General features: G+C 70.7%; 6 protein-coding genes. 2 read left to right on the forward strand and 4 right to left on the reverse strand.

Annotated features, from left to right (window positions below; translation table 11 throughout):
- Nucleotides 1-150 precede the first annotated feature (150 nt).
- Complete coding sequence (locus KIP79_RS21185) at nucleotides 151-1455, reverse strand: lysine N(6)-hydroxylase/L-ornithine N(5)-oxygenase family protein (protein ID WP_214106684.1); 1305 nt, start codon at nucleotides 1453-1455, stop codon at nucleotides 151-153.
- An 88-nt stretch (nucleotides 1456-1543) separates the two neighbouring features.
- Between KIP79_RS21185 and KIP79_RS21190 the strand changes: the two genes are divergently transcribed.
- Nucleotides 1544-2485: a methionyl-tRNA formyltransferase gene (locus KIP79_RS21190; protein ID WP_214106621.1), complete on the forward strand. Its 942-nt coding sequence runs from the start codon at nucleotides 1544-1546 to the stop codon at nucleotides 2483-2485.
- Here KIP79_RS21190 and KIP79_RS21195 read toward each other — a convergent pair.
- The 3 genes from KIP79_RS21195 to KIP79_RS21205 are packed head-to-tail and all read right to left on the reverse strand — an operon-like array spanning nucleotide 2470 to nucleotide 5346.
- Nucleotides 2470-3282 carry an ABC transporter ATP-binding protein gene (locus KIP79_RS21195; protein ID WP_214106622.1) on the reverse strand — a complete coding sequence of 271 codons (813 nt, stop codon included), beginning with the start codon at nucleotides 3280-3282 and terminating at the stop codon, nucleotides 2470-2472. The genes KIP79_RS21190 and KIP79_RS21195 overlap by 16 nt on opposite strands.
- Before the next feature lie 6 nt (nucleotides 3283-3288).
- Complete coding sequence (locus tag KIP79_RS21200; RefSeq protein WP_214106623.1) at nucleotides 3289-4323, reverse strand: FecCD family ABC transporter permease; 1035 nt, start codon at nucleotides 4321-4323, stop codon at nucleotides 3289-3291.
- A gap of 3 nt (nucleotides 4324-4326) precedes the next feature.
- Complete coding sequence (locus tag KIP79_RS21205) at nucleotides 4327-5346, reverse strand: FecCD family ABC transporter permease (RefSeq protein WP_214106624.1); 1020 nt, start codon at nucleotides 5344-5346, stop codon at nucleotides 4327-4329.
- A gap of 154 nt (nucleotides 5347-5500) precedes the next feature.
- Between KIP79_RS21205 and KIP79_RS21220 the strand changes: the two genes are divergently transcribed.
- Nucleotides 5501-25958: non-ribosomal peptide synthetase (locus tag KIP79_RS21220; protein ID WP_308169820.1), on the forward strand; the 20458-nt coding region annotated here is incomplete at its 3' end.

Raw genomic sequence — 25958 nt, forward strand, 5'->3', positions numbered from 1 at the left:
CATGTCAAGACTCCAGGACAGGTGGGGTAGATGCCCTTTTCCTGTCCTGGAGCACCAATTAGTGGACTTTTGCGAAAATGTTGGCTATTTGCGGGCGTTGGCTACGCTATGCTTGCTTAGATTCTGATAGATTCTTGCGCGATAGTTTGTCTATCTTGCGGCGGCGCTGCGCTGGGTGAGCAGGGACTCGCGGATCTCGCCGGCGCGGATCGCGGTGGTGGAGAGCAGGGTTGAGGTGATGCCGTGCGAGTGTTCGGTGCCGCCCTGCAAGTAGATGCCGGCGCTCACGCCGGGGACGGTGAGCACGTGGTGGTCGCGGCTCACCCGGAGGGCGTCCTCGTCGTCGCGGAGGCAGAGCTTGCCGGTCGGGCCGAGCAGGGCGGTCAGGTCCTGCGGGCGGTAGCCGGTGGCGTGGACCAGGAGGTCGGCCTCCAGGACCTCGTGCTCCCCGGTGGGCAGGTACTCCACGGTGACCGTCAGGCGGTCGCCATCCTCGCGTACGTCGCGGATGCGGGAGACGTTGAGCATGCGCAGCCGCTCCCGGCCGTGCACCCGCTCCCGGTACATGGTCGCGTAGAGCGACTCGATCAGGTCGGCGTCCACCGCCGAGTAGTTGGTGCTCCGGTGGTAGTCGAACAGGGACTGCTTCACCTCGGCGGGGGCGCGGAAGTAGACGTCCACCGCCTCCGGGTCGAAGATGCGGTTGGCGAACGGGCTGTCGTCGGCGGGGGTGTAGCCGTACTTGGCGAAGACCGCGCAGACCTCGGCGTCGGTGAAGACGCGGTGCAGGTAGTCCACGGCCTCGGCGGCGCTCTGCCCGGCGCCCAGCACCACCGCCCGCCGGATCGGGGCGCCGGTCAGTTCGGCCACCCGGGGGATGAGCTCGCTGGTGTGGCAGACGCGGGAGGACAGCACCGTGCCGGGCGGCAGGTGCGGCTCCAGACCGACGGCCAGCACGATGTTCCTGGTCCGGCGTACCAGCGTGCCGCCGGGGCGCGCCGGGTCCCTGCTGGTCACGTCGAACCACCGGATCTCGCCGTCCTCGGCCCGTACCGGGTCCACGGCCAGCACCTCGGCGTCGTACTCGACCAGGTGGGCCATGCGCGCGGCGGCCCACTCGAAGTAGTCGTGGAACTCGGCGCGGAGCGGGAAGAGCGTCTTCTGGTTGAGGAAGTCCACCAGGCGGCCGCGGTCGCGTAAGTAACACAGGAAGCTGAACTCGCTGGCCGGGTTCCGCATCGTCACCAGGTCCTTGGGAAACGAGACCTGCATGGTGGCGTCCTCCAGGAGCATGCCCCGGTGCCAGCCGAAGCGCGGCTGCCGTTCCAGGAAGCCGGCTCTGATCGGGTCGCCTGTCGCGTTGTGCTCCTCGATCGCGATGGCTAGCGCCAGATTGGACGGCCCGAAGCCGATCCCCAGCACGTCGTAGACAGTCTCCGGCCCGGTCCGCAGCATGGTCACCGCGTCATCGCCTCCTTTATCGCTCGTATGGTAAATAAGGTTAGCCTTACCTTGCAACGACCCCTCCGGAGAGGATCCCCCCATGCGGGTTGTCATGTTCGGCCACCAGACCTGGGGCCACCGCACGCTCCGGGCGCTGCTGGACTCCCGGCACGAGGTGGCGCTGGCGGTCACCCATCCGCGCAGCGAGCACGCCTACGAGCGGATCTGGGACGACTCGGTGGCCGACCTCGCGGCCGAGCACGGGGTGCCCGCGCTGCTCCGCACCCGCCCCACCGACCAGGCCCTGCTGGACGCGGTACGGGACGCCGAGCCGGACCTGATCGTGGCCAACAACTGGCGGACCTGGCTCCCGCCGGAGATCTACGACCTGCCCCCGCACGGCACGCTCAACGTGCACGACTCGCTGCTCCCCGCGTACGCCGGGTTCTCGCCGCTGATCTGGGCGCTGATCAACGGCGAGCCGGAGGTCGGGGTGACCGCGCACCGGATGACCGAGGACCTCGACGCGGGCGACATCCTGGTCCAGCGGGCGGTGCCGGTCGGGCCGACGGACACCGCCACCGACCTGTTCTTCCGTACCGTGGATCTGATCGAGCCGATCGTGCACGAGGCCCTGGACCTGATCGAGTCCGGCAAGGCCGACTGGACCCCACAGGATCGCGGCAAGGCCAGCTTCTTCCACAAGCGCGCCATCGAGGACAGCCGCATCGACTGGACCTGGCCCGCCGAGGACCTGGAACGCCTGGTACGCGCGCAGTCCGACCCGTACCCGAACGCCTTCACCCACTACCGGGGCGAACGCATCCGGATCACCGCCGCCGCCGTCTCCCAGGGCCGGTACGGCGGCACCCCCGGCCGGATCTTCATCAGGGAGGGCGACGGCGTGGTCGTGGTGGCCGGGGCCGACGCGCGCACCGGGCACCGGCACGGCCTGCTGGTCCGGCGGGTGCGCACCGAGGACGGCGCCGAGCACGCGGCCACCGACTTCTTCCGGGTGATGGGGGGTTACCTCACCGCGTGATGGTGGCGGCCGATCGGGATGATCAGCGGGGTGCCGCTGACCGGGTCGGTGGTCACCTGGCACCGCAGGTCGAAGACCTCCTCGACGGTGGCCGCCGTGATGACCTGGTCCGGCGGCCCCTCCGCCACCACGCGGCCCGCCTTCATGGCGATCACGTGGTCGGCGTATCTCGCGGCCTGGTTGAGGTCGTGCAGCACCATCACGACGGTCCGGCCCTCCCGCCGGTTCAGGTCGGTGATCAGATCCAGCACGTCCACCTGGTGGGCGAGGTCCAGGTACGTGGTCGGCTCGTCCAGCAGCAGCACGGGGGTGCCCTGGGCGACCGCCATCGCGATCCACGCCCGCTGCCGCTGCCCGCCGGAGAGCTCGTCCACCGCGCGCTCGGCCAGATCGGTGATGCCGGTGGCCTCCAGGGCGCCCCGCACCGCGGCCTCGTCGGCCGCCGACCACTGCCGCCACCAGGTCTGGTGCGGCGAGCGGCCCCGGGTGACCAGGTCGATCACGGTCAACCCCTCAGGGGCCACCGGGCTCTGCGGCAGGATGCCCAGCCGCCGGGCCAGCTCCCGGGTGGGGATGGAGCGCAGGGCCAGGCCGTCCAGGGTGACCGCGCCCTGGCGCGGGGCCAGCAGCCGGGCCAGCGCGCGGAGCAGGGTGGACTTGCCGCAGGCGTTGGCGCCCACGATGGCGGTCACCTTGCCGGGCGGCACGGCCACGTCCAGGCCGGTGACCACCGGCCGGTCGTCGTAGGCCAGGTGCAGGGCGGAGGCCCTCAGGTCAGGTTCGTACGTCTCGTACATGGGGGGTCAGCCTCCTGATCCCGCGCGGTTGGCGCGGATGAGCAACCAGAGCAGGACAGGCGCGCCGAGCACGCCGGTGACGATCCCGACGGGGAGTTCCATGTTGGGGATCAGGCGCGCCCCCGTCAGATCGGCGGCCAGCACCACCAGGGCGCCGGTCAGGCCGGAGGCGAGCGCGGGCGGCCAGGCGGCGCCGGCCAGCCGCTGGGCGATCTGCGGCGCGGCCAGCGCCACGAACGCGATCGGCCCCCCGGCCGCCGTGCCGAACGCGATCAGCCCCACCCCGGCCAGCAGGACGCCGAAGCGGACCAGCTGCACCCGGGTGCCCAGACCGGCGGCCACGTCGTCGCCGAGCTGCAGGGTACGCAGCTGGCGGCCGAGCAGCAGCGCGCAGGGCAGCAGCACGGCGCAGGCCAGGGCCAGCGGGAGCACCGCGTTCCAGTCCCGGCCGTTGAGGCTGCCGACCAGCCAGCCGACCGCGGCCTGGGCCTGGAAGAGGCCGCCCCTGGCGATCAGCCAGTCGGTGGCGCTGGTGCAGATCCAGGAGACGCCGATGCCGACCAGGATGATCCGGTAGCCGGTGGTGCCGCGTTTCCAGGCCAGCGCGTACACCAGGAGGGCGGTGGCCAGACCGCCGAGCAGGCCGATGGCCTGCACGCTCAGCCCGCCCGTCCAGCCGAGGGTGATGGCGGCCACCACGGCGGTGCCGGAACCCTGGGTGAGGCCGATCACGTCGGGGCTGGCCATCGGGTTGCGGGCCATGGTCTGGAAGAGCGCGCCGGACACGCCGAAGGCCAGCCCGACCAGCAGTCCGGCCAGGGCCCTCGGCAGGCGGAGCTCGCGGACGATGAGCAGGGTGCCGGGGTCGCCGACCCCGGCCAGCGCCTGGACCACCTCGGGCAACGTGATCGGGTAGTCGCCGACCGCGACCACCGAGCAGAAGGCGAGGAAGGCGGCGGCGGCCAGCAGCAGGCAGAGCGCCAGCATCCTCGGCCGGAACACGCCGGAGATCGGGGGGACGGCGAGCCGGAAGTAGGTCATGTCTCAGAGCTCCGCGAGGCGGCGTCGGCGGACCAGGGCGATGAAGAACGGGCCGCCGATGAAGGCGATCAGGACGCCGGCCTGGATCTCGGCGGGGCGGGCCGCCAGCCGTCCGGCCAGGTCGGCGGTGAGCAGCAGGATGGGCGCCAGCAGTGCGGAGATCGGGAGCAGCCAGCGGTGGTCGGGGCCGACCCCGGCCCGGACCGCCAGCACCCGGGCCACGTGCGGCACCACCAGGCCGAGGAAGACCACCGGGCCGATCACGGCCACCGCCGCGCCGGTGAGGAGCATGATCGCGATCACTCCGGCGGCCCGGACCAGGGCCGGGCGGCGGCCCAGCGAGGTGGCCACGTCGTCGCCGAGTGCCAGGCTGTTCAGTGCGGGCGCGCAGGCGAGGGCGATCAGCGTCCCGGCCGCCACGAACGGCAGGATCTGGAGCACGACTTCGCCGGTCTGGCCGGCCAGCGATCCGGCCGACCAGAAGCGGTAGCGGTTGAGCGACTCCGGGTCGATCAGGATGATCGCGTTGGTCACCGAGAAGAGCAGCGAGGTGACCGCGATTCCCGCCAGCGCCAGCTTCACCGGGGTCAGGCCGGATCTGCCGAGCCGGGCCAGCGCGTACACGACCAGGCTGGTGAGCAGGGCCCCGGCCAGGGCGAACCAGATGAAGCCGAACAGTGAGGTGACGCCGAGCAGGGCCATCGCGGCGACGATCGCGAACGCGGCGCCCGCGCTCACCCCGAGCAGGCCGGGGTCGGCCAGCGGGTTCCTTGTGAGCGCCTGCATGAGCGCGCCGGAGACGCCGAGTGCCGCGCCCGCCGCCAGGCCGAGGGCGGTGCGGGGCGCGCGGACCGACCAGATCACGTTTCCGGTCGTACGGTCCACGTCGTGGCCGGTGAGGGTCTGGACGACCTGGTCGAGGGGGATGCTGAGCGCGCCCAGGGCCAGGGATAACAGGCAGAGCAGGACCAGCAGGGCGCCCAGGCTGCCGATCAGCAGGGCCGGGCCTCTGTACCGAACCACCGGGGTCTTTCCTTCCTGCAAGTTAGGTTAGGCACGCCTTATTTCTTGGCTTGCGGCCTTCCCAAGTACTTAGGTAATGCTTACCTTAGTACGCGGAAACGATCGCGGCCCCTGTTGGGGGTCGTTTGTCATGTTCTGAGAGGTTTGGTGTTTGGTGTCCGGCATTGGGGAAAAGACGGCGACCCTTGCACCCGCCGAGCGGCAGCGCATCCTGACCGAATGGAACGACACCTCCCATGACCTACCCTTACGCACCTGGCCTGAGATGTTCGCCGACCAGGTCCGGGCCCGTCCCGACGCCGTCGCCCTCGTCTTCGAGGACGTCCAACTCACCTACGCCGAGCTCGACGAACGCGCCAACCGGCTGGCCCACGCGCTGATCGCCCGAGGGGCCGGGCCGGAGCGGGTGGTGGCCCTGGCCGTGCCCCGGTCGGCGGAACTGATCATCGCCGAGGTGGCCGTGCTCAAGTCGGGCGCCGCCTACCTGCCGGTGGACGCCGACTACCCACCTGACCGGGTGGCCTACATGCTGGCCGACGCCACACCGATCTGCCTGGTCACCACCACGGCCGTGGCCCGCGACCTCGCTCCTGGCCTGGCTTCTGGCCTGGCTTCTGGCCTGGCTTCTGGTCTCGCTCCTGGTCTCGCTCCTGGTCTCGCTCCTGGTCTCGCTCCTGGTCTCGCTCCCGGCCAAGCCGCCGCCGATGTCGGCTTGGCCGGTGAGCTCCCTCGTGATCAGGGCGCCTCCGATGGTGGCCTGGCCGGTGACCTTGCTCGCGATCAGGTTGGCGATTCCGGTCGATCGCCTGGCGGGGTGCCGCTGCTGCTGCTGGACGCGCCCGAGAGCCTGGCCGAGTTGGCCTCGCGGCCGGTGCATGATCCGGACCGTGGCGGGCTGAGCGTGCTCAACGCGGCGTATGTGATCTACACCTCGGGGTCCACCGGGCGGCCCAAGGGGGTCGTGCTCGCCCACTCGGGGGTGGCCAAGCTGGTGGCCACCCAGCAGGAGCGGTTCGGGATCGGGCCGCAGAGCCGGGTGCTCCAGTTCGCCTCGCCCAGCTTCGACGTGGCCTTCTGGGACCTCTGCCTCGGGTTGCTCTCCGGCGGGCGGCTGGTGGTGGTGCCGTCCGAGCGCCGGGTGCCGGGGGCGCCGCTGGCCGACTACGCCAACGCGCACGGCATCACGTTCATGATCCTGCCTCCGGCCCTGCTGGACTCGATGCCCCCGGACATCCAGCTGCCCGCCACGGCCACGCTGCTGGCGGGCACCGAACGGGTTTCCCCCGAACTAGTGGCCCGGTACGCCTCCGGCCGGATGATGTTCAACGCGTACGGGCCGACCGAGGCCACCACCAACTCCACCCTCGGGCTGTGCGACCCCGGGATCGCGCCCGGATCGATCGTGCCCATCGGGGGGCCCGATCCGGGGACCCGGGCGTACGTGCTGGACCACCGCCTGGAACCGGTGCCCGCCGAGGTGACGGGGGAGCTGTACCTGGGCGGGGAAGGGCTGGCGCGCGGGTATCTCGGGCGGCCGGCGCTGACCGCCGAACGTTTCGTCGCCGACCCCTTCGGCGCGCCGGGGGAGCGGCTCTACCGGACCGGTGACCTGGTCCGGTGGACGGAGGACGGGCGACTGGAGTTTCTCGGCCGGGCGGACAGCCAGATCAAGATCCGGGGCTTCCGGATCGAGCCCGGCGAGATCGAGTCGGTGCTGCGCGGGCACCGGGCGGTCGACCAGGTCGCGGTCATCGCACGCGAGGACCGCCCTGGCGACCGCCGCCTCGCGGCTTACGTCGTCCCCTCCCTGACCGCCGAGGCAGACAGGGTCGCGGACTGGAAGGACCTGCACGACCTGCTCTACGAGGCGGCGGCCGAGGAAGGCTTCGCCGGGTGGAACAGCATGTACGACGGCCTGCCGATCCCGTCCGACCAGATGCGCGAGTGGCGCGACGCCACGGTCGACCGGATCCTGTCCCTCGCTCCTCGCCGCATCCTGGAAATCGGCGTCGGCAGCGGCCTTCTCCTGTCACAGATCGCCCCCTCCTGCGAAACCTACTGGGGAACCGACCTCTCCGAATCCGCCATCGCCGCACTCCGCGACCAGGTCACCCGGATGTGGCCCCACACGCGACCCGACCATGCCGACCGGGTTGTGTTGCGTGCGCAGCCGGCGCATGACACAACCGGACTACCGGTCGGGTACTTCGACACGATTGTGATCAATTCGGTCGCCCAATATTTCCCGAGCGCCAACTACCTGACCGACGTGCTCCGTCAGGCCACCACGTTGCTCGCGCCCGGAGGCGTGATCTTCGTGGGCGACGTCCGTAACCTGCGCCTGCTGCGCTGTTTACGCGCGGCGGTCGAATCACGCCGGTCGCACGAGGACAAGCAGGCCCTGCGCGCCGCCGTCGACCGGTCGGTGGCCTGGGAGGGCGAACTCCTTCTCGACCCTGACTACTTCGCCGCGCTCCCCGACTTCTCATCAGAAATCCAGATAAAGCGCGGCAAGCACCACAACGAGCTCACCCGATACCGCTACGACGTCACCTTGCGACCTGTCCCTGCCGATGCGGATTCACGACCCACGGATTATGAGTCCGACGCTCTGAAGTCCGTAGGCTATGCGGTTCGCTTCGTCGACGAAGTCTCCGGGCCCGACCTGGCCAATTCTGAAGCACCGTCGGTGTCGAAGGGGGAAACCCCTGACAACTCGTCTGAAGCGCCGTCGGTGTCGGAGGGGGAAACCTCTGACAACTCGTCTGAGGCGCCGCCGGTGTCGGAAGGGGAGACCTCCGGCAAATCGACTGAAGACCTCACGCCGGAATTTCCTGGCGGACATCTCATCGGCGAAGTGGTGTGGGACGGGCTGACTGAGCTGGTGGCTCGGTTGGAGCGGGGGCCGGATCGGCTGCGGGTGGTCGGTATGCCCAATGTTCGGCTGGCGGACGATTTGGTGGCGTTCTCTGCCATTCAGGACGCCAGTCATTCGGGGTGTCCCGGGGTCGATCCCGAGGAACTGTATGCGCTTGGCGACAGGCTGGGCTACCGCGTGGCCGTGACCTGGGGCGCGGAGGCCGACGCTCTGGACATGGTCTTTTCACGCCACCGGTCGGATGTCCCCTCGCGTGAGGAATCCGGCGACTTCTCCCGTGATGGGGCGGGCATCCTCTCGCGTGACTGGGCGGGCGTCTTCTCCCATGACGGGGCGGGCGTCTTCTCGCGCGACTGGTTCGGTGCTTTCTCGCGCGAGCATTTGGGCGAGGTGTACCGGGCGAACGGTGGTGTGCCGCATGCCAACACTCCTGCGCCTTTCCGGGACATCACTGCGCTGATGCGGACCTTGCGGGTGCATGCGGCCGAGTTCCTACCGGACTACATGGTTCCGGCGGCGTTTGTGCCTATCGATCGGATTCCGGTCACCACCAGCGGGAAGATTGACGCTGCCGCGCTTCCCATGCCCGACTATGGCGCGCTCAGTTCCGGACGTGCGCCGCGTGACCCGCGTGAGGAGCTGCTCTGCGGCCTGTACGCGGAGGTGCTCGGGGTGGCTTCGGTCACCATCGACGACGACTTCTTCGCGCTGGGCGGGGACAGCATCAGCGCCATCCGCTTGCTTGTCTGCGCTCGGGAAGCCGGACTCCAGCTGACCTCCCGCGATGTCTTCCACCACCGCACGGTTGCCGCACTCGCCCTGACCGTCACCGACGTCACCGACATTCCGGAAATGTCGGAAGAGCCGTTGATGCCGCTGACCGACGAGGAGCGTATCCACCTCCTAGGCGCTCCGGCTGGAATCGATGGCCTCGACGGTTCAGGCCGGTCGGCCCGTCCGGGTGGTGTGGATGATCTGAGCGGTGCGGCTGGCTTCGACGGTCTTGACGGTTCGGGCCGGTCGGCCCGTCCCGGTGGTGTGGATGATCCGGGCGGTGCGGCTGGCTTCGACGGTCTTGACGGTGTAGGTCGGTCGGCTCGTTCGGCTGGTCTCGACGGTCTCGATCGATCGGCCGACCCGGCTGGACTGGCTGGCCCGGCTGGTCTGGGGGGATCCGCTGGGTCTGCTGGTTTGGAAGTGTCGGAGTTTCTGCCACTCACTCCCTTGCAGGAGGGGTTCTACTTTCACTCGCTGGTCGATGGGGCGGATGCCGATGCCTATGTCGTTCAGCAGGTCCTTGAACTCGGCGGGCCCGTGGACGGGAGCCGGCTTCGTCGGGCGGCGCAGCGGTTGCTTGATCGTCATGTGCCCTTGCGGGCCTGTTTTCGGCTTCGGCCGGATGGCGGGCCGGTGCAGCTCATCGCCGAGGGGCTGGAGTTGCCGTGGCGGGAGGTCGGTTCGGTCGGCGCAGAGGTGGAAGCGGTCGTCGAGCGGGTGCTCGGTGAGGAGCGGGCGCGGCCGTTTGATCTCGCCTGGCCGCCGCTGGTGCGGTGTGCGCTGGTTCGGGCGGGTGAGGATGGGAGCCGGTTGGTGCTCACCTTCCATCACATCGTGGCGGACGGCTGGTCGCTGCCGGTGCTTCATCGGGAGTTGATGGCCCTCTATGGGGAGGGCGAGCTTCCGGGTGTCACTCCGTACCGGACTTATCTGCGGCGGCTGGCCGGGCGCGACCGGGATGCGGCGCGGATGGCGTGGCGGGAGGCGCTGGCGGGGATCGATGAGCCCACTCGGATGGTCACGACGCCGCCGGTGGCGGGTGCTCCCGTTCCCGGTCAGGTACGGGTTGAGCTGCCAGAGCACGTCACCGTCCGGTTGACCGCTCGTGCCAGGGAGCTTGGCGTGACTCTGGGCACGATGGTTCAGGGCGCGTGGGGGTTGCTGCTCGGTCGGACGGTCGCACGGCAGGACGTTGTTTTCGGTACGACTGTCTCGGGGCGGGACGCTGACGTACCTGGGATCGAGTCGATGGCCGGTCTTTTCATCAACACCCTGCCCACGCGGTTCCGCTGGCGCCCAGGTGCGACCCTCGGTGAGCTGCTGACCCGGGTCCAGGACGAGCAGTCGGCTCTGCTCGACCATCAGCACCTGGGGCTGGGGGAGTTGCACCGGCTGGCCGGGCACACCGGCGGCGGCGACCTGTTCGACACTCTGATCGTCGTCGAGAACTACCCCTCGGAGGCCGGGCTCTCCGCTGACGGGGTGAGCATCATCGGGCACGAGTTCCACGACACCGTGCACTATCCGCTCGCCCTCATCGTCAAGCCAGGGCGGCGGCTGGACCTGCGCCTCAAGTACCACGCGCGCAGACTCGACCCCGACCAGGTCCGGGGGATCGCCGACCGGCTGACCAGGATCCTCCAGGCCATCGCCGCCGACCCGGGGCAGGCCGTGGCCAAGCTCGACCTGCTCTCCCCGGAGGAACTCGCCGAGGCTCACCCGGAAGGGGCACGTACGCAAACCCTCACCGGAACCCTGGTGGACCTGATCGAGGCCCAGGTCGCCCGAACCCCGTCGGCCACCGCCGTGGTCTACGAGGAGGAGAGCCTCACCTACGCGGAACTGGACACCCGCGCAGAGGCGCTGGCCCTGCGTCTGCGGGCCCTGGGCGCCGACCCGGAGCAGGTCGTCGCCGTGGCCGTGCCCCGGTCGGTGGATCTCATGGTGGCGCTGCTGGGCGTGCTGAAGTCCGGGGCCGCCTATCTGCCGATCGACCTGGACTACCCGGCCGAGCGGGTGGCGTACATGTTGGCCGACTCGGGCACCCGCACGGTGGTGACCACCCGCGCCGCCGCCGAATGCCTACCGGAGCACAACGCCACGCGCGTCCTCCTGGACGCACCAGAGGAAGTGCCGGGCAGCGTGGTGGACGTCGTCGGGCGGGGCGATGTTCCGGACTGTCGGGGGGAGGTGTCGTGGGGAGTGGTGGAGCCGGATCATCCGGCGTATGTGATCTACACCTCTGGTTCGACGGGGCGGCCTAAGGGGGTGGTGGTCAGCCATCGGGCGATTGTGAACCGGCTGGCCTGGATGCAGGGCGAGTATGGGCTGACCGGCGAGGATCGGGTGTTGCAGAAGACACCGGCCGGGTTCGACGTCAGTGTGTGGGAGTTCTTCTGGGCGCTCTGTGAGGGGGCGGCGGTGGTGTTCGCCAAGCCGGGCGGTCACCAGGATCCCGCTTACCTGGCCGGGCTGATCCTTGCCCGTCGCGTCACCACCCTGCACTTCGTGCCCTCCATGTTGGAGGCGTTCCTGGCGGCGGAGGAGGTCGCCGACGATCCGTCGTGGGCGGGGAGCCTGCGCCGGGTGTTCAGCAGCGGTGAGGCGCTGCCGGGGGCGGTCGCCGATCGGTGGCTGGCGTTGACCGGGGTGCCGTTGCACAACCTGTATGGCCCGACCGAGGCCGCGGTCGACGTGACCTACCAGTCATGTGCCGATATTTCGGAAATGTCGGTCGTGCCGATCGGGCGGCCGGTCTGGAACACGGGGTTGCGGGTGCTCGACCTGTGCCTGCGGCCTGTGCCCGTCGGGGTGCCCGGGGAGCTTTACCTGACTGGGGTGCAGCTAGCCAGGGGGTACCACAAGAGGCCGGGGCTGACCGCCGAACGGTTCGTCGCCGACCCCTACGGCCCGCCCGGCACCCGGATGTACCGCACCGGCGACCTGGTCAGCCGCCGCGAGGACGGCGTCATCGAGTATCTCGGCCGTACCGACCGGCAGGTCAAACTCCGCGGTAACCGCATCGAACTGGGCGAGATCGAAGCCGCCCTGACCCGCCTGCCGGGCATCGCCCGCGCCGCGGTGACCGTGCACGGCACCACGCTCGCCGCCTACCTCGTCCCCGTGGGTGACCCCCCGGCCGAGAGCAACGTGCGCGAAGCGCTTCAGGTCGTGTTGCCACCCGCGATGGTGCCCAACGCGTACGTGTTCCTGCCGGACCTCCCGCTCAGCCCGAGCGGAAAGCTGGACCGGGACGCGCTGCCGGCCCCGCGCGGCGTACAAGCGGGACACCGCAAGCCCGCCAACGCCGGGGAACACCTGCTGACCGGCATCTTCGCCGCCGTGCTCAAGCGACCAGAGGTTGGGGCCGACGACGACTTCTTCCTGCTCGGCGGCGACAGCATCAGCTCCATCGGGGTCTCCAGCCGGGCCCGCAGGGCAGGCCTGGACCTCAGCCCCCGGGACGTCTTCGAACACCGCACCCCCGCCGCCCTGGCGGCAATCGCCCCTGCTTTCACGAGCACGACCCCGGCGGCAGACACCTTCACGCTCACCCCGGAAGAGCTGGCCCACGTACGGCAACAGGGCGAGGTCGCCGACGTCTGGCCGCTCGCCCCCCTCCAGGAAGGGCTCTTCTTCCACGCCACGTACGACGACGGCGCGCTCGACGTCTACACCGTGCACGAGTACTTCGACTTCGCCACCCCGCTCGACGCCGACCGGCTCCGCACGGCGGTGCGCCTCCTGCTCGACCGCAACCCCAGCCTGCGCGCCGGGTTCACCAGCGACGGCCTGCGCCAGCCGGTGCAGTTCATCGTGGCCGACCCCGAGATCCCACTGGACGAGATCGACCTGTCCGCACTCCCGGACACCGAAAGGGAGACCCGCCTCGCCGAGGTGCTCCACGCCGAACGGCACCACCGCTTCGACCTGGCAAGCCCGCTGCTCTTCCGCCTGCTGCTGATCCGGCTCGGCGACCGCGGCGACCGCCTGGTCATCGGCCGCCACCTCCTGCTCTGGGACGGCTGGTCGGCGTGGCTGTTCTTCCAGCAGCTCTTCGCCCTGTATGAGTCCCCCCAGGCCGTACTGCCTCCGGCCGGAAGTTACCGCGACTACCTGAGCTGGCTGGCCGCGCAGGACACCGAGGAGGCCACCCGCGCCTGGCGGCGGGCGCTGAGCGGACTGGCCGAGCCGACCCTGCTCGCCGAGTCAGAAGGCCGGCCGGTCATCCCCGACAGCCTGGACGCGGAGCTGACCGCTGCTCTCGGCGACCGGATCAGGGAGACCGCGCGGAGCAACGGGCTCACCCTCAACACGGTGCTCAACGCCGCCTGGGGGCTGGTGCTCGCGGGGGCCACCGGCCGTACCGACGTGGTGTTCGGCACCACCGTGGCCGGTCGGCCCAGCGAGGTGCCGTACGTGGAGAACATCGTCGGGATGTTCCTCAACACGGTGCCGGCGCGGATCGCGTTCGACCCGGCGGAACCGGTGCTCGCGCTGCTCCGGCGGATCCAGGGGGAGCGGCTGGAGTTGCTGCCGTACGAGTACCTCGGGCTGGGGGTGCTCCAGGCCGAGTCCGGGCACCGGCGGCTGTTCGACACGCTCTTCGTGCTCAGGGACGGCGACACCGAGGACCGGCTCGCCGACCTGCACGACCGGTACGGCGCGACGGCCGTGGCCAACGTGGACGCCACCCACTACCCGGTCAACCTGATCGTCACGCCGGGCCGGCGGATCCGGGTCACCCTCGCGCACCGGCCCGACCTGATCGACGGCACCCAGGCGCAGTCCCTGCTCGACCGGTTCGTCCTGCTGCTCGACCGGCTCACCGCCGACCCGCACACCCCGGTGGGACGGATCGATCCGCTGCTGCCCGGCGAGCGGGCGGCGCTGGAGGTGGAGTGGGCCGCCGGCCGGGTGCCCGTACCAGGGGAGAGCATCGCCGACCTGCTGGCCGCGCAGGCCGCCCGCACCCCGGAGACGGTGGCGCTGGTGTTCGGCGAGCAGCGGGTCACCTATGCGGAGCTGGACGCGCGGATCAACCGGCTGGCCCGGCTCATGCTGGCCCACGGGGCTGGGCCTGAGCAGGTCGTCGCGCTCGGGCTGCCGCGCTCCATCGACATGGTGGCCGCGTTGTTCGCGGTGCTCCGGACGGGGGCGGCGTACCTGCCGCTGGAGCTGGACTACCCGGACGACCGGCTGGCCGTGATGCTCGACGACGCCCGGCCGGTCCTGCTGCTCACCACCGCCGCCGTGTCGCCCCGGCTCGCGGGATCCATGCCCCGCGTCCTCCTCGATGAGGATATTTCCGAAATGTCGGGCGAGGCGTTGACGGCCGAGGAGCGGCCGCCGTTCAGCCTGGAACACCCGGCGTACGTGATCTACACCTCCGGGTCCACCGGGCGGCCGAAGGGCGTCGTCACCCCCTACCGGGGTCTGACCAACATGCAGATCAACCACCAGCGGGAGATCTTCGACCCGGCGGTGGCCTCGGCCGGCGGGCGGCGGCTGCGGATCGCGCACACCGTGTCCTTCGCCTTCGACATGTCCTGGGAGGAACTGCTCTGGCTGGTCGAAGGCCACGAGGTGCACGTCTGCGATGAGGAACTGCGGCGGGACGCCCAGGCCCTGGTCGCGTACTGCGAGGCGCACCGGGTGGACGTGGTCAACGTCACCCCGACCTACGCCCACCTGCTCATCGAGGAAGGACTGCTGGAGGGCCACCGGCCGCCGCTGGTGCTGCTCGGCGGCGAGGCGGTGCCGGAGACGGTCTGGCGCAGGCTCCGCGACACCGAGGGCACCTACGGGTACAACCTGTACGGCCCCACCGAGTACACGATCAACACACTCGGCGGCGGCACCCACGACAGCGCGACACCCACGGTCGGACGCGCCATCAGGGGCACCCGAGCGCACATCCTGGACGCCTGGCTCCGTCCCGTGCCAGACGGGGTCGCCGGGGAGCTGTACATCGCCGGAATCGGCCTCGCGCGGGGGTATCTCGGACGGCCGGCGCTGACCGCCGAACGGTTCGTCGCCGATCCGTTCGGGGAGCCGGGGGAGCGGGTCTACCGCACCGGTGACCTGGTACGGCGTCGGGCGGACGGGAACCTGGACTTCCTGGGGCGTACCGACGGGCAGGTCAAGATCCGCGGGCACCGGGTGGAGCCCGGCGAGATCGAGACCGCGCTCACCCGGCGGCCGGATGTCGCCCAGGCCGCCGTGGTGGCCAGGGACGATCCGGCGGGCGGGCAGCGGCTGGTGGCCTACCTGGTGCCGGCCGAGCTGTCCGGCGCGGAGCGGGCGTCCGCCGAGCGTGCGCAGATCGGGGAGTGGCGCGAGATCTACTCCGACGAGTACGAGGAGATCGGCACCGCCGTCTTCACCGAGGACTTCGCGGGGTGGACCAGCAGCTACGACGGGGCTCCGATTCCGCTGGAGCACATGCGGGAGTGGCGGGAGAACACCGTCGCCCGGATCCGGGAGCTGCGGCCCCGGCGCATCCTGGAGATCGGCGTCGGTTCCGGGCTGCTGCTCTCGAAGCTCGCCCCCGACGCGGAGGCGTACTGGGCGACCGACCTGGCCGCACCCGTCATCCGGAAGATCGGCGAGGACCTGCGCCGCGATCCCGCCCTGGCCACGAAGGTCACACTGAGGTGCCAGCCTGCCCACGACTTCACGGGGCTTCCCTCGGGCTACTTCGACACGATCGTCATCAACTCGGTCATCCAGTACTTCCCCAGTGTCGATCACCTGACCGAGGTGATCAACGGCGCGATGGAGCTGCTCACGCCCGACGGGGCGCTCTTCCTCGGGGATGTCCGTAATCTCCGTACGGCGCGGACGTTCCACACGGCGATCAGCCTCGCCCGTGGCGGGTCGGCGGCGGCCGTCGACCGGTCGCTCGCGCTGGAGAAGGAACTGCTTGTCGACCCGGACTACTTCACCACCCTCGGCCATCCGCACGACCTGCGGACCAAGCCGGGTCGCCATCACAACGAACTGACCCGGTACCGGTACGACGTCGTGCTGCATCGGGGCACGCCCGACCTCGCCCTCGGCGACGTACCAACGCTGCCCTGGGAGACCCTGGGCGACATTTCCGGATATATCCGGGACCTGGGGGCGGACTGGCTGCGTGTGACGGGGATTCCGGACGCCCGTGCCTTCAGTGAACTCCGGCCGGAGGGTGCTACCGGTGGCGGTGTGGAGCCCGAGGACCTGCGGGTGCTCGGGGCCGCCGAGGGATACCGGGTGCTCACGACCTGGTCCGCCGAACCCGGTCACTTCGACGCGGTGTTCGTACGCGGAGAGTTCCGCAGCACCTCGGGCCTGTACTGGCCGGGCGTTGGCGTCGCCCCCTACGCCAACGCCCCCGCCGCCGGACGGCTGGCCGCCGGCGTGATCACCCGAGTACGGGACGACCTACGCCAGGAGCTCCCCGACTACATGGTCCCGAGCGCCTTCGTCGTCCTCGACCGGTTGCCGATGAACGACAACGGCAAACTCGACGTCCCCGCCCTGCCCGACCCGGAACCGGTGGCCACCTCCTCCAGCCGGGGCCCCCGCACCCCCGAGGAGGAGGTGCTCTGCCGCCTCTTCGCCGAAGTCCTCGGCCTGCCTCAAGCAGGAGCGGAGGACAGCTTCTTCGACCTCGGCGGCCACTCGCTCCTGGCCACCCGCCTGATCAGCCGGGCCCGCACCGAACTCGGCGCCGAACTGGCCATCCGCGACCTCTTCGAGGCGCCCACGCCCGCCGCCTTGGCCACGCGCACCACCCAGAACAAGCCCGCCCGCCCGGCGGTCGTCGCCGTACCCCGGCCCGAACGAATCCCCGTATCTCCGGCACAACGCCGCCTCTGGCTGGCCGAGCGGCTGAGCGGCGGGGACGCGTACCACTTCCCGCTGGTCGTCCGGCTGCGCGGCGGCCTCGACGTGGACGCCCTGCGGCAGGCCCTCGCCGACGTCGCCGGACGCCACGAGGCACTCCGCACCGTCTTCCCGGAGCACGAAGGCGCGCCCTACCAGCACATCCTGGACACCGGAAACCCGGCTTTCACCGTCGAGCACTGCCTGCCGGAGGACCTGGACCGCCGGGTCCGGGAGATCACCACCCGGGGATTCGACCTCGCGACAGAGCCCCCGTTGCGGGCGCACGTACTCCACATCTCCGACGACGACCATGTCGTCGCGATGGTCCTGCACCACATCGCCACGGACGAATGGTCGGACCGGCCGTTCCTCGGGGACCTCGATCGCGCCTACCAGGCCCGGGTACGCGGCCAGGCCCCCGACTGGGCGGCGCTGCCCGTGCAGTACGCGGACTACACCCTCTGGCAGGACAGACTCCTGGCCGAGGACGGGGCACGGCAACTCGCGTACTGGACCGAGGTCCTGGAAGGGCTGCCGGAGGAGATTCCGCTGCCGCTCGACCGGGCCCGCTCCGTGGACCCGGACGGCAGGGGCGGGCTGGTCCGGGCCGAGGTGCCCGCCGCCACCGCCGCCGCGTTGCGCGGGATCTGCGCCGAGACGGGGACCAGCATGTTCATGCTGCTCCAGGCCGGTGTCGCGGTGTTGCTGCACCGGATGGGCGCGGGCGACGACATCCCCCTGGGTGCGCCCATCGCGGGACGTACCGACGCGAGCCTGGACGACCTGGTCGGTTTCTTCGTCAACACGCTGGTGCTGCGGGCCGACCTGTCGGGCGACCCCACGTTTGAAGAGGTCCTCGGGCGGGTCAAGTCCGCCGACCTGGCCGCCTTCGACCACCAGGACCTGCCGTTCGAGCGCCTGGTCGAGGCCGTCAACCCGCCCCGCGTGCCCGGACGTAACCCGCTATTTCAGGTCATGTTGGGGTACCACTACCGGCCCGACGGAGACCCGGACGTGCTCGGCCTGCCCACCGAGTGGTGGCCGACCCGGATCGAGACCGCCAAGTTCGACCTGGACTTCACCTTCGTCGACCACGTCACCGACCTCACCCTGCTCCTGGAGTACGCCACCGAGCGCTGCGACCAGAACACGGCGCAGACCCTGGCCGACCGCGCCGTCGCCCTGCTGACCCAGCTCGCCACCGGCATCGAGTCCCCGATCAGCCGCCTCGAAGTCCTCACCGACGAGGAACGCGAAGCCGCCACCGGCACCTGGAACGCCACCACTCGGCCGATCGAACCCAGAAGCGTCCCCGAACTCTTCGCCGAAGCCGCCCACACCCGGCCCGACCACATCGCCCTGGTCACCGGCGGGCGCACCCTGACCTTCGCCGAACTCGCCGCCAGGGTCGACACCATCGCCCGCCTGATACGCCACCAGGGCTCGGCGGAGGGCGCCCAAGGCGAGGGACCCGTGGTCGCTTTGGCGCTCCCCAGGTCCGAGATGGTCCCCGCCGTCCTCGGCGTGCTCACCGCCGGGGCGGCGTATCTGCCTCTCGACCCCGCCCACCCGGCCGACCGGCTCCGCCACATGCTCACCGAAACGGCCGCCACCTGCGTGCTCACCACGGCAGCCGTTACCCTCCCGGACGGGGTGACCGGCATCACCCTGCCGGAGTGGGGCGAAGCAGGCCAGGCCGGTCAGCAGGAGTTGGGCGGGGCAGGTCAGTGGGAGGCCCCGTCTCCGTCCGCCGCCGCTTATGTGATCTATACCTCGGGGTCCACCGGCACTCCAAAGGGTGTCGTGGGGACGCATCGCGGGTTGACCAACCTGTTCGGCTCCCATCGCACGGACCTGATCGAGCCAGCGGTACAGGCCGCCGGGCGGGACTCGCTGCGCGCGGTGCACGCGGCCTCGTTCAGCTTCGACGGGTCGTGGGAGCCGCTGCTCTGGCTGCTGGCCGGGCACCAACTGCATGTTGTCGATGAGACGACCATGTCCGACCCGGCGGCCCTGCTGGCCTACCTGGACGAGCAGAAGATCGACTTCGTCGACCTGACCCCGACCTACCTGCGGGAACTCATCCACCATGGCTTCCTGGACGAGGACGTGTACCGCCCGGGGGTGATCGCGGTGGGTGGCGAGGCGACCTCGCCCGAACTCTGGGCCCGCCTGTGCGCCCTCCCCGGCACCATGGTCCACGACCTGTACGGCCCGACCGAATGTGCCGTGGACGCCTACGGCTGGCATGGCGGCCCGCAGCCCTGGGCGGGACCCATCGCCAACACCCGGGCCCACGTTCTCGACCGTACGCTCCGACCGGTCCCGGTCGGTGTGCCCGGTGAGCTCTACCTCTCCGGCGAAGGGTTGGCCCGCGGCTACCTGGCCCGTCCCGCCCTGACGGCGGAACGCTTCGTCGCCGACCCCTTCGGCGTTCCCGGCTCCCGCCTCTACCGCACCGGCGACCTGGCCCGCCGCCGCACGGACGGCACCCTGGAGTTCCTCGGCCGCGCCGACGACCAGGTGAAACTCCGAGGCTTCCGAATCGAGCCCGGCGAAATCGAAGCCGTGCTCCGCAGACACCCCACCGTCGCCCAGGCTGCCGTCATCGTCCGCGAGGACACCCCCGGCGTACGTCGCCTGGTCGCCTACGTGGTCCCGGACGCCCCGGGGCTGGACCCCGCGGAGTTGCGTGCGTTCGCCGCCGGCAGGCTGCCGGAACACATGGTTCCCGGGGCATTCGTTGAGCTGGACGCGCTGCCCCGGTCGATCGCCGGGAAGCTCGACCGGAGCGCGCTGCCCGTGCCGGTGGACGGCGTGGTGACGCGCGAGGCCAGGGACGCGCGCGAAGAAATCATGTGCGGGCTCTTCGCGGGGGTGCTGGGGGCCGAGCGGGTCGGGGTGGACGACGACTTCTTCGCGTTCGGTGGGCATTCGCTGCTGGCCATGCGCCTGGTGAGCCGGATCCGGTCGGCGCTGGGAGCCGACGTCTCGCTCCGTGAGGTGTTCGAGGCCCCGACACCCGCGCGACTCGCTCGGCGACTGCGGGCGATGGGGGAGCGGCGGCGTGGTCCGGTCAAGGTCGCCGAGAGGCCGGAGCTCGTTCCGCTGTCGCACGCCCAGCAGCGGTTGTGGGTGGTCCATCAGCTGGAGGGCGGCGACGCCGCCTACAACATCCCGATGGCCTGGCGGGTGTCCGGCCGGTTCGACGTGGCCGCGTTCGAGGCGGCCGTCCAGGATGTCGTGGCACGGCACGAGACCCTGCGCACGGTGTTCCCCGAGCGGGATGGGCGGCCGTACCAGCGGGTTCTGGAGGATGCCCGCATAGCGGTACCGGTCGCGGAGGTCGGCGAGGACGAGCTGGCCGCGCGGCTGGCCGAGGCGGCGGGGCAGCGGTTCGCGCTCGACCGGGAACCTCCGCTGCGGGCGCGGGTGTTCCGGCTCGCGCCCGACGAGCACGTGCTGCTGCTGGTGGTTCACCACATCGCCACCGACGAGTGGTCCGACCGTCCGCTACGACGCGACCTGGCCGAGGCGTACCGGAGCCGGGTGGCGGGGGAGGCCCCCGGCTGGGCCGCGCTGCCGGTGCAGTACGCGGACTACACGCTCTGGCACGAGGTCGAGGACGGCCATCTCGACTACTGGCGGCAGGCCCTCGCCGGGCTTCCCGACGAGCTGGTGCTGCCCGTGGATCGGCCACGCTCCGATGATGGAGGTCAGCGCGGGGGAGTGGCCGGACTCCGGATCGGCCCCGAGCTGGCAGGCGGTTTGCGCGGGCTCGCCCTGGCCAACGGCGTGAGCATGTTCATGGTCGTCCAGGCCGCGGTGGCGGCGTTGCTGCACCGGCTCGGCGCGGGCGACGACATCCCCCTCGGCACGCCGATCTCCGGACGGGACGAGGAGAACCTGGAAGACCTGGTCGGCTTCTTCGTGAACTCCCTGGTGTTGCGTACGGACGTGTCCGGCGCGCCGAGCTTCGAGGACCTGCTCCGCCGGGTACGCGAGACCGACCTGGCCGCCTACGACCACCAGGACCTGCCCTTCGACGTCCTGGTGGAGGCGCTCAACCCCGAACGCTCCCTCGCCCGCCATCCCCTCTTCCAGGTCATGATCGTCTACCTGACGGGCCAGGACGCCACCCTCGACCTCCCGGGCCTGACCGTCACCCGGCAGCCCGTCGGCCAGGAGGCCGCCAAGTTCGACCTGAGCTTCGACTTCATCGAGAGCGAGGGCGGCCTGGACGGTTGGATCGAGTACAGCGCCGACCTGTTCGACCGGACCACGGTCGAGGGCATGGCCGAGCGGTTGCTCCGGCTGCTGGAGCAGGTCGTCGCCGTTCCGGCCGCGCCCATTCGCGACCTGGACATTCTTGCCGAGGACGAACGCGACCAGGTGCTCACCACCTGGAACGCCACCAGCCATGGGGTCCCGGCGACCACCCTTCAGGAGCTGTTCCGCGCCCAGGTCGCACGCACTCCTGATGCGCAGGCACTGGTCTTCGAGGACCGCCGCCTCACGTACGCCGAACTGGACGCCGAAGTCGAACGCGCCGCCCGCGCGCTGGCCGGAATGGGCGCGGGCCCCGAGCGTACGGTGGCCGTCGCGCTGCCCCGATCGGTCGAACTCGTGGTCGCCCTGCTGGCCGTGCACCGGACGGGGGCCGCGTACCTGCCGCTCGACCCCGACTACCCGGCCGACCGCGTCGCCTTCATGATCGAGGACGCCCAGCCGGTCCACGTCGTCCGCGAGCCGATCGTCGGCCCGCCGGGCGAGCTGCCGGATATTTCCGACCCCCGCCACCCCGCGTACGTGATCTACACCTCGGGCTCCACCGGCCGCCCGAAGGGGGTCGTCGTCCCGCACGAGGGCATCGTCAACCGGCTGCTCTGGATGCAGGACACCTACGGCCTCACGCCGGACGACCGGGTCCTCCAGAAGACCCCCTCCAGTTTCGACGTGTCGGTCTGGGAGTTCTTCTGGCCGCTGATCACGGGCGCGACCCTGGTGGTGGCCCGGCCCGAGGGTCACCGGGACCCCGCGTACCTGGTCGAACTCATCCAGGCCGAGGGCGTCACCACCACCCACTTCGTGCCCTCGATGCTCCGCGCCTTCCTGGACGAACCCGCCGCCGGCCGCTGCGGCAGCCTGCGCCAGGTCATGTGCAGCGGCGAAGCCCTCCCCGCGCCCCTGGCCGCCCGCTTCCACGAGGTCCTGGACGCCGAACTGCACAACCTCTACGGCCCCACCGAAGCCTCAGTGGACGTCACCGCCATCGAGATCCCGGCCGGATCGGCGGGCGTGCCCATCGGGCGGCCGGTCTGGAACACCCGCGCGTACGTCCTGGACGCCGCGCTCAACCCCGTCCCGCCCGGGGCCACCGGGGAGCTCTACCTGGCCGGACGCCAGCTCGCGCGCGGCTACCTCGGCCGCTCCGCGCTGACCGGCGAACGCTTCGTCGCCGACCCGTTCGGCGGGCCGGGCGCGCGTGTGTACCGCACCGGCGACCTGGCCCGCTGGACTCGCGACGGCATACTCGAATTCCTCGGCCGCGCCGACGACCAGGTCAAGATCAGGGGCTTCCGGGTCGAACTCGGCGAGATCGAGACCGCCCTCACCCGGCACCCGTCGATCGCCCACGCCACCGTGCTCGCGCAGGGACAGCGCCTGGTTGCGTACGTGATCGGCAGTGGCGGCGCGGTCATGCGTGGCGATGTTCCTGTGCGCGATGGCGGGCCCATCGACCCGGCCGCACTCCGCGCCCACCTGGCGGCCACCTTGCCCGAGTACATGATCCCCGCCGCCTTCGTCGAGGTGGCGGCCTTCCCGGTCACCCCCAACGGCAAGCTCGACCGCCGTGCCCTTCCTGCGCCCGACTTCACCGCCGAAGTCGGCACCGCCCTGCCGCGCACGCCGCGCGAAGAGCTCCTGGCCGGCCTGTACGCGACCGTGCTCGGCCTGGACCGGGTCGGCACCGGGGACGACTTCTTCACCCTCGGTGGCGACAGCATCATCGCCATGCAACTGGTCAGCCGCATCCGTGCGGCCGGACTCGCCCTCACCCCGAGGGACGTCTTCCGCCACCGCACCGTGGCCGCCCTCGCCGAGATCGCTTCCGAACTCGACGTACGTCTCCCCGTCACGGGCACGCTGCTCGAACTGACCGACGCGGAACGCGCCGAACTCCCACCCGGCTGCGACGTGCTCCCGCTCGCGCCCCTCCAGGCCGGGCTCCTCTTCCACGCCTCCTTCGATACCGGTCCTGACCTCTACAACGTCCAAATCTCCTACGAAATATCAGGACCACTGGACCCTGACCGGCTCCGCACGGCCGCCCAGCGACTCCTGGACCGCCACGAGAACCTACGCGCCGGATTCCGCTACCTGTCCACCGGCCGACCGGTCGCCGTCATCCCCCGCGAGGTCATCCTCCCCTGGCGCCAGATCGACCTGACCGACCTCGACGAAGACCGCTGGCAGCACTACCTCACCGAGGAACGCCGCCGCTTCCACCCCGACACCCCACCCCTGCTCCGCATGCTCCTGGCCAGGACCGGTCCTGAGAGCCACCGCCTGATCCTCACCCACCAGCACATCCTGCTCGACGGCTGGTCCCTGCCCCGGCTCATCGACGAACTCGCCACCCTATACGCGGGAACGACCGACGACGGCCCCCGCCCGTACCGGGACTACCTGACCTGGCTCGCCCAGCAGGACAGGCCGGCCGCCGAGACCGCTTGGTCGGCAGCGCTACAGGGACTGGACGGCCCCACCCACCTTCCGCGTGGCGACTCGGGTTCCACTCGCCTGGTGTCCGCCGACCCGGCTTCCCGCGACTCGGCTTCCCGCGACTCGGCTTCCCGTGACGCGGCTTCCCTTGAATCGGTTTTCCCTGACTCCGGCCCCGCCCATCCGGGGGTTCCGGAGACCCTCACCCGGGCGCTCACGCCGGAGCTCACGAACGCGCTGACCGCCCTGGCCCGTGCTCATGGCCTCACCCTCAACACGATCATCCAGGCCGCCTGGGCGGTGGTGCTCTCCCGCCTGACCGGTCGCGACGACGTCGTTTTCGGCGCGACCGCCGCCGGACGCCCGGCGGACCTGCCCGGCGTCGAGGAGATGATCGGCCTCTTCATCACAACCATTCCCGTCCGGGTCACCCTCCGGGAACGGGAGACGGTGGCCGACCTGCTCGCCCGCCTCCAGCGGGAGCAGGCCCAGCTGATCGAGCACCACCACCTCGGCCTGGCCGACATCCAGCGCCAGGCGGGCTTCGGCGACCTCTTCGACACGCTGCTGGTCTTCGAGTCCTATCCGGATCCCGGCCTCGCCGCCGAGCGGAGCCCTCGCATCACCGTCCTGGACCACCAGGACGCCACCCATTACCCGCTCACCTGGGCGGTCGAACCCGGCGAACGCCTCACCCTGACCGCCGAGTACCACCCCGACCGCATCGACCACCCAGAACGGCTCACCACCGCCCTGGTACGGATCCTCGAAGCGATCACCGAGAACCCGGCCCAGCTGGTCGCCCACCTCGACATCCTCACCCCGGAGACCCGCCACACCCTGCTGGAGACCTGGAACGCCACCGCGCTCCCTGCCGAACCCACCACCGTCCCGGCCCTCTTCGAAGCCCAGGCCGCCGCGACCCCGGACGCCACAGCCGTCGTCGCGGGCCCGGTGAACTGGACGTTCGCCGAACTGAACGCCCGAGCCAACCAGCTCGCCCGGTGCCTGGCCGAGCACGGCGCCGCACCCGAGAAGATCATCGCTCTCGCACTGCCCCGGACGGCTGACCATCTGCTGGCCATCCTCGCGGTGATGAAATCCGGTGCCGCCTATCTCCCCATCGACCCTTCCCTACCCGACGCCCGCATTCGCGAGATGCTCGCCGACGCCCAGCCACTCCTCGTCCTGACGGTCGGGGAGACCCCTGACTGGGACACCCCGGTGCTCCGGCTCGACCATCCGACGCCGGATACGGACACGGACACGGATACGGACACCGGCAACCTGACAACGGCCCTGGACCCCAGCCACCCGGCGTACGTGATCTACACCTCGGGTTCCACCGGCAAGCCCAAGGGCGTGGTGATCAGCCACGGTGGCGTCGCCAACCTCTTCCACAGCCACCGGCACATGCTCCACGACCTGGCCAAACGCCGTACCGGCCGCCGTCACCTGCGAGTCGGGCACGCCTGGTCGTTCGCGTTCGACGCCTCCTGGCAGCCGCAACTCTGGCTACTGGACGGCCACGCCCTGCACCTGATGGACGACGAAACCCGCCGTGACCCCGATCTCGCGGTCGCCGCGATCCGCGCCGGGGGACTGGACTTCATCGAGGTCACCCCGTCCTTCCTGAGCCAGATGATCGACTCTGGCCTGATCGAGGACGGCGCCTGCCCGCTCGCCGTCGTCGGCGTCGGCGGCGAGGCCGTACCCGACGCACTCTGGACCCGCCTGGCGGCCCTCCAGACCACCGAGGCCTTCAACCTGTACGGCCCCACCGAGGCGACCGTCGACGCCCTGATCGCCAGAATCGGCGACACCCCGGCCCCCGTCGTCGGCCGCCCGGTCGCCAACACCCGCGCGTACGTCCTGGACGCGGCCCTCCGCCCCGTTCTCCCCGGCGTAACCGGCGAACTCTACCTTTCCGGCCCCGGCCTGGCCCGGGGCTACCTCAACCGCCCTGCGCTGACCGCCGAACGCTTCACCGCCGACCCGTACGGCACGCCGGGCGCCCGCATGTACCGCACCGGCGACCTGGCCCGCTGGACACCGAACGGCCACCTGGAATACCTCGGCCGCGCCGACGACCAACTCAAGATCCGCGGCTTCCGGATCGAGCCCGCGGAGATCGAAGCCGTCCTGGAAGGCGACCCGTCGATCGCCCAAGCGGTGGTGGTCGGCCGGGAGGACCACCCAGGGCTCAGACGGCTGGTCGCCTACGTGGTCCCAGCCACGACAACGGTCCCAGCAACGGGTACGGCGCTCCCGGACGGAGCTACGGCGCTCCCGGACGGAGCTACGGCGCTCCCGGACGGGGCTGCGGCGATGCCGAACGGGGCTGCGGCGATCACGGACG

This window comes from Acrocarpospora catenulata (assembly GCF_018476525.1).
GTDB classification, from domain to species: Bacteria; Actinomycetota; Actinomycetes; order Streptosporangiales; family Streptosporangiaceae; genus Acrocarpospora; species Acrocarpospora catenulata.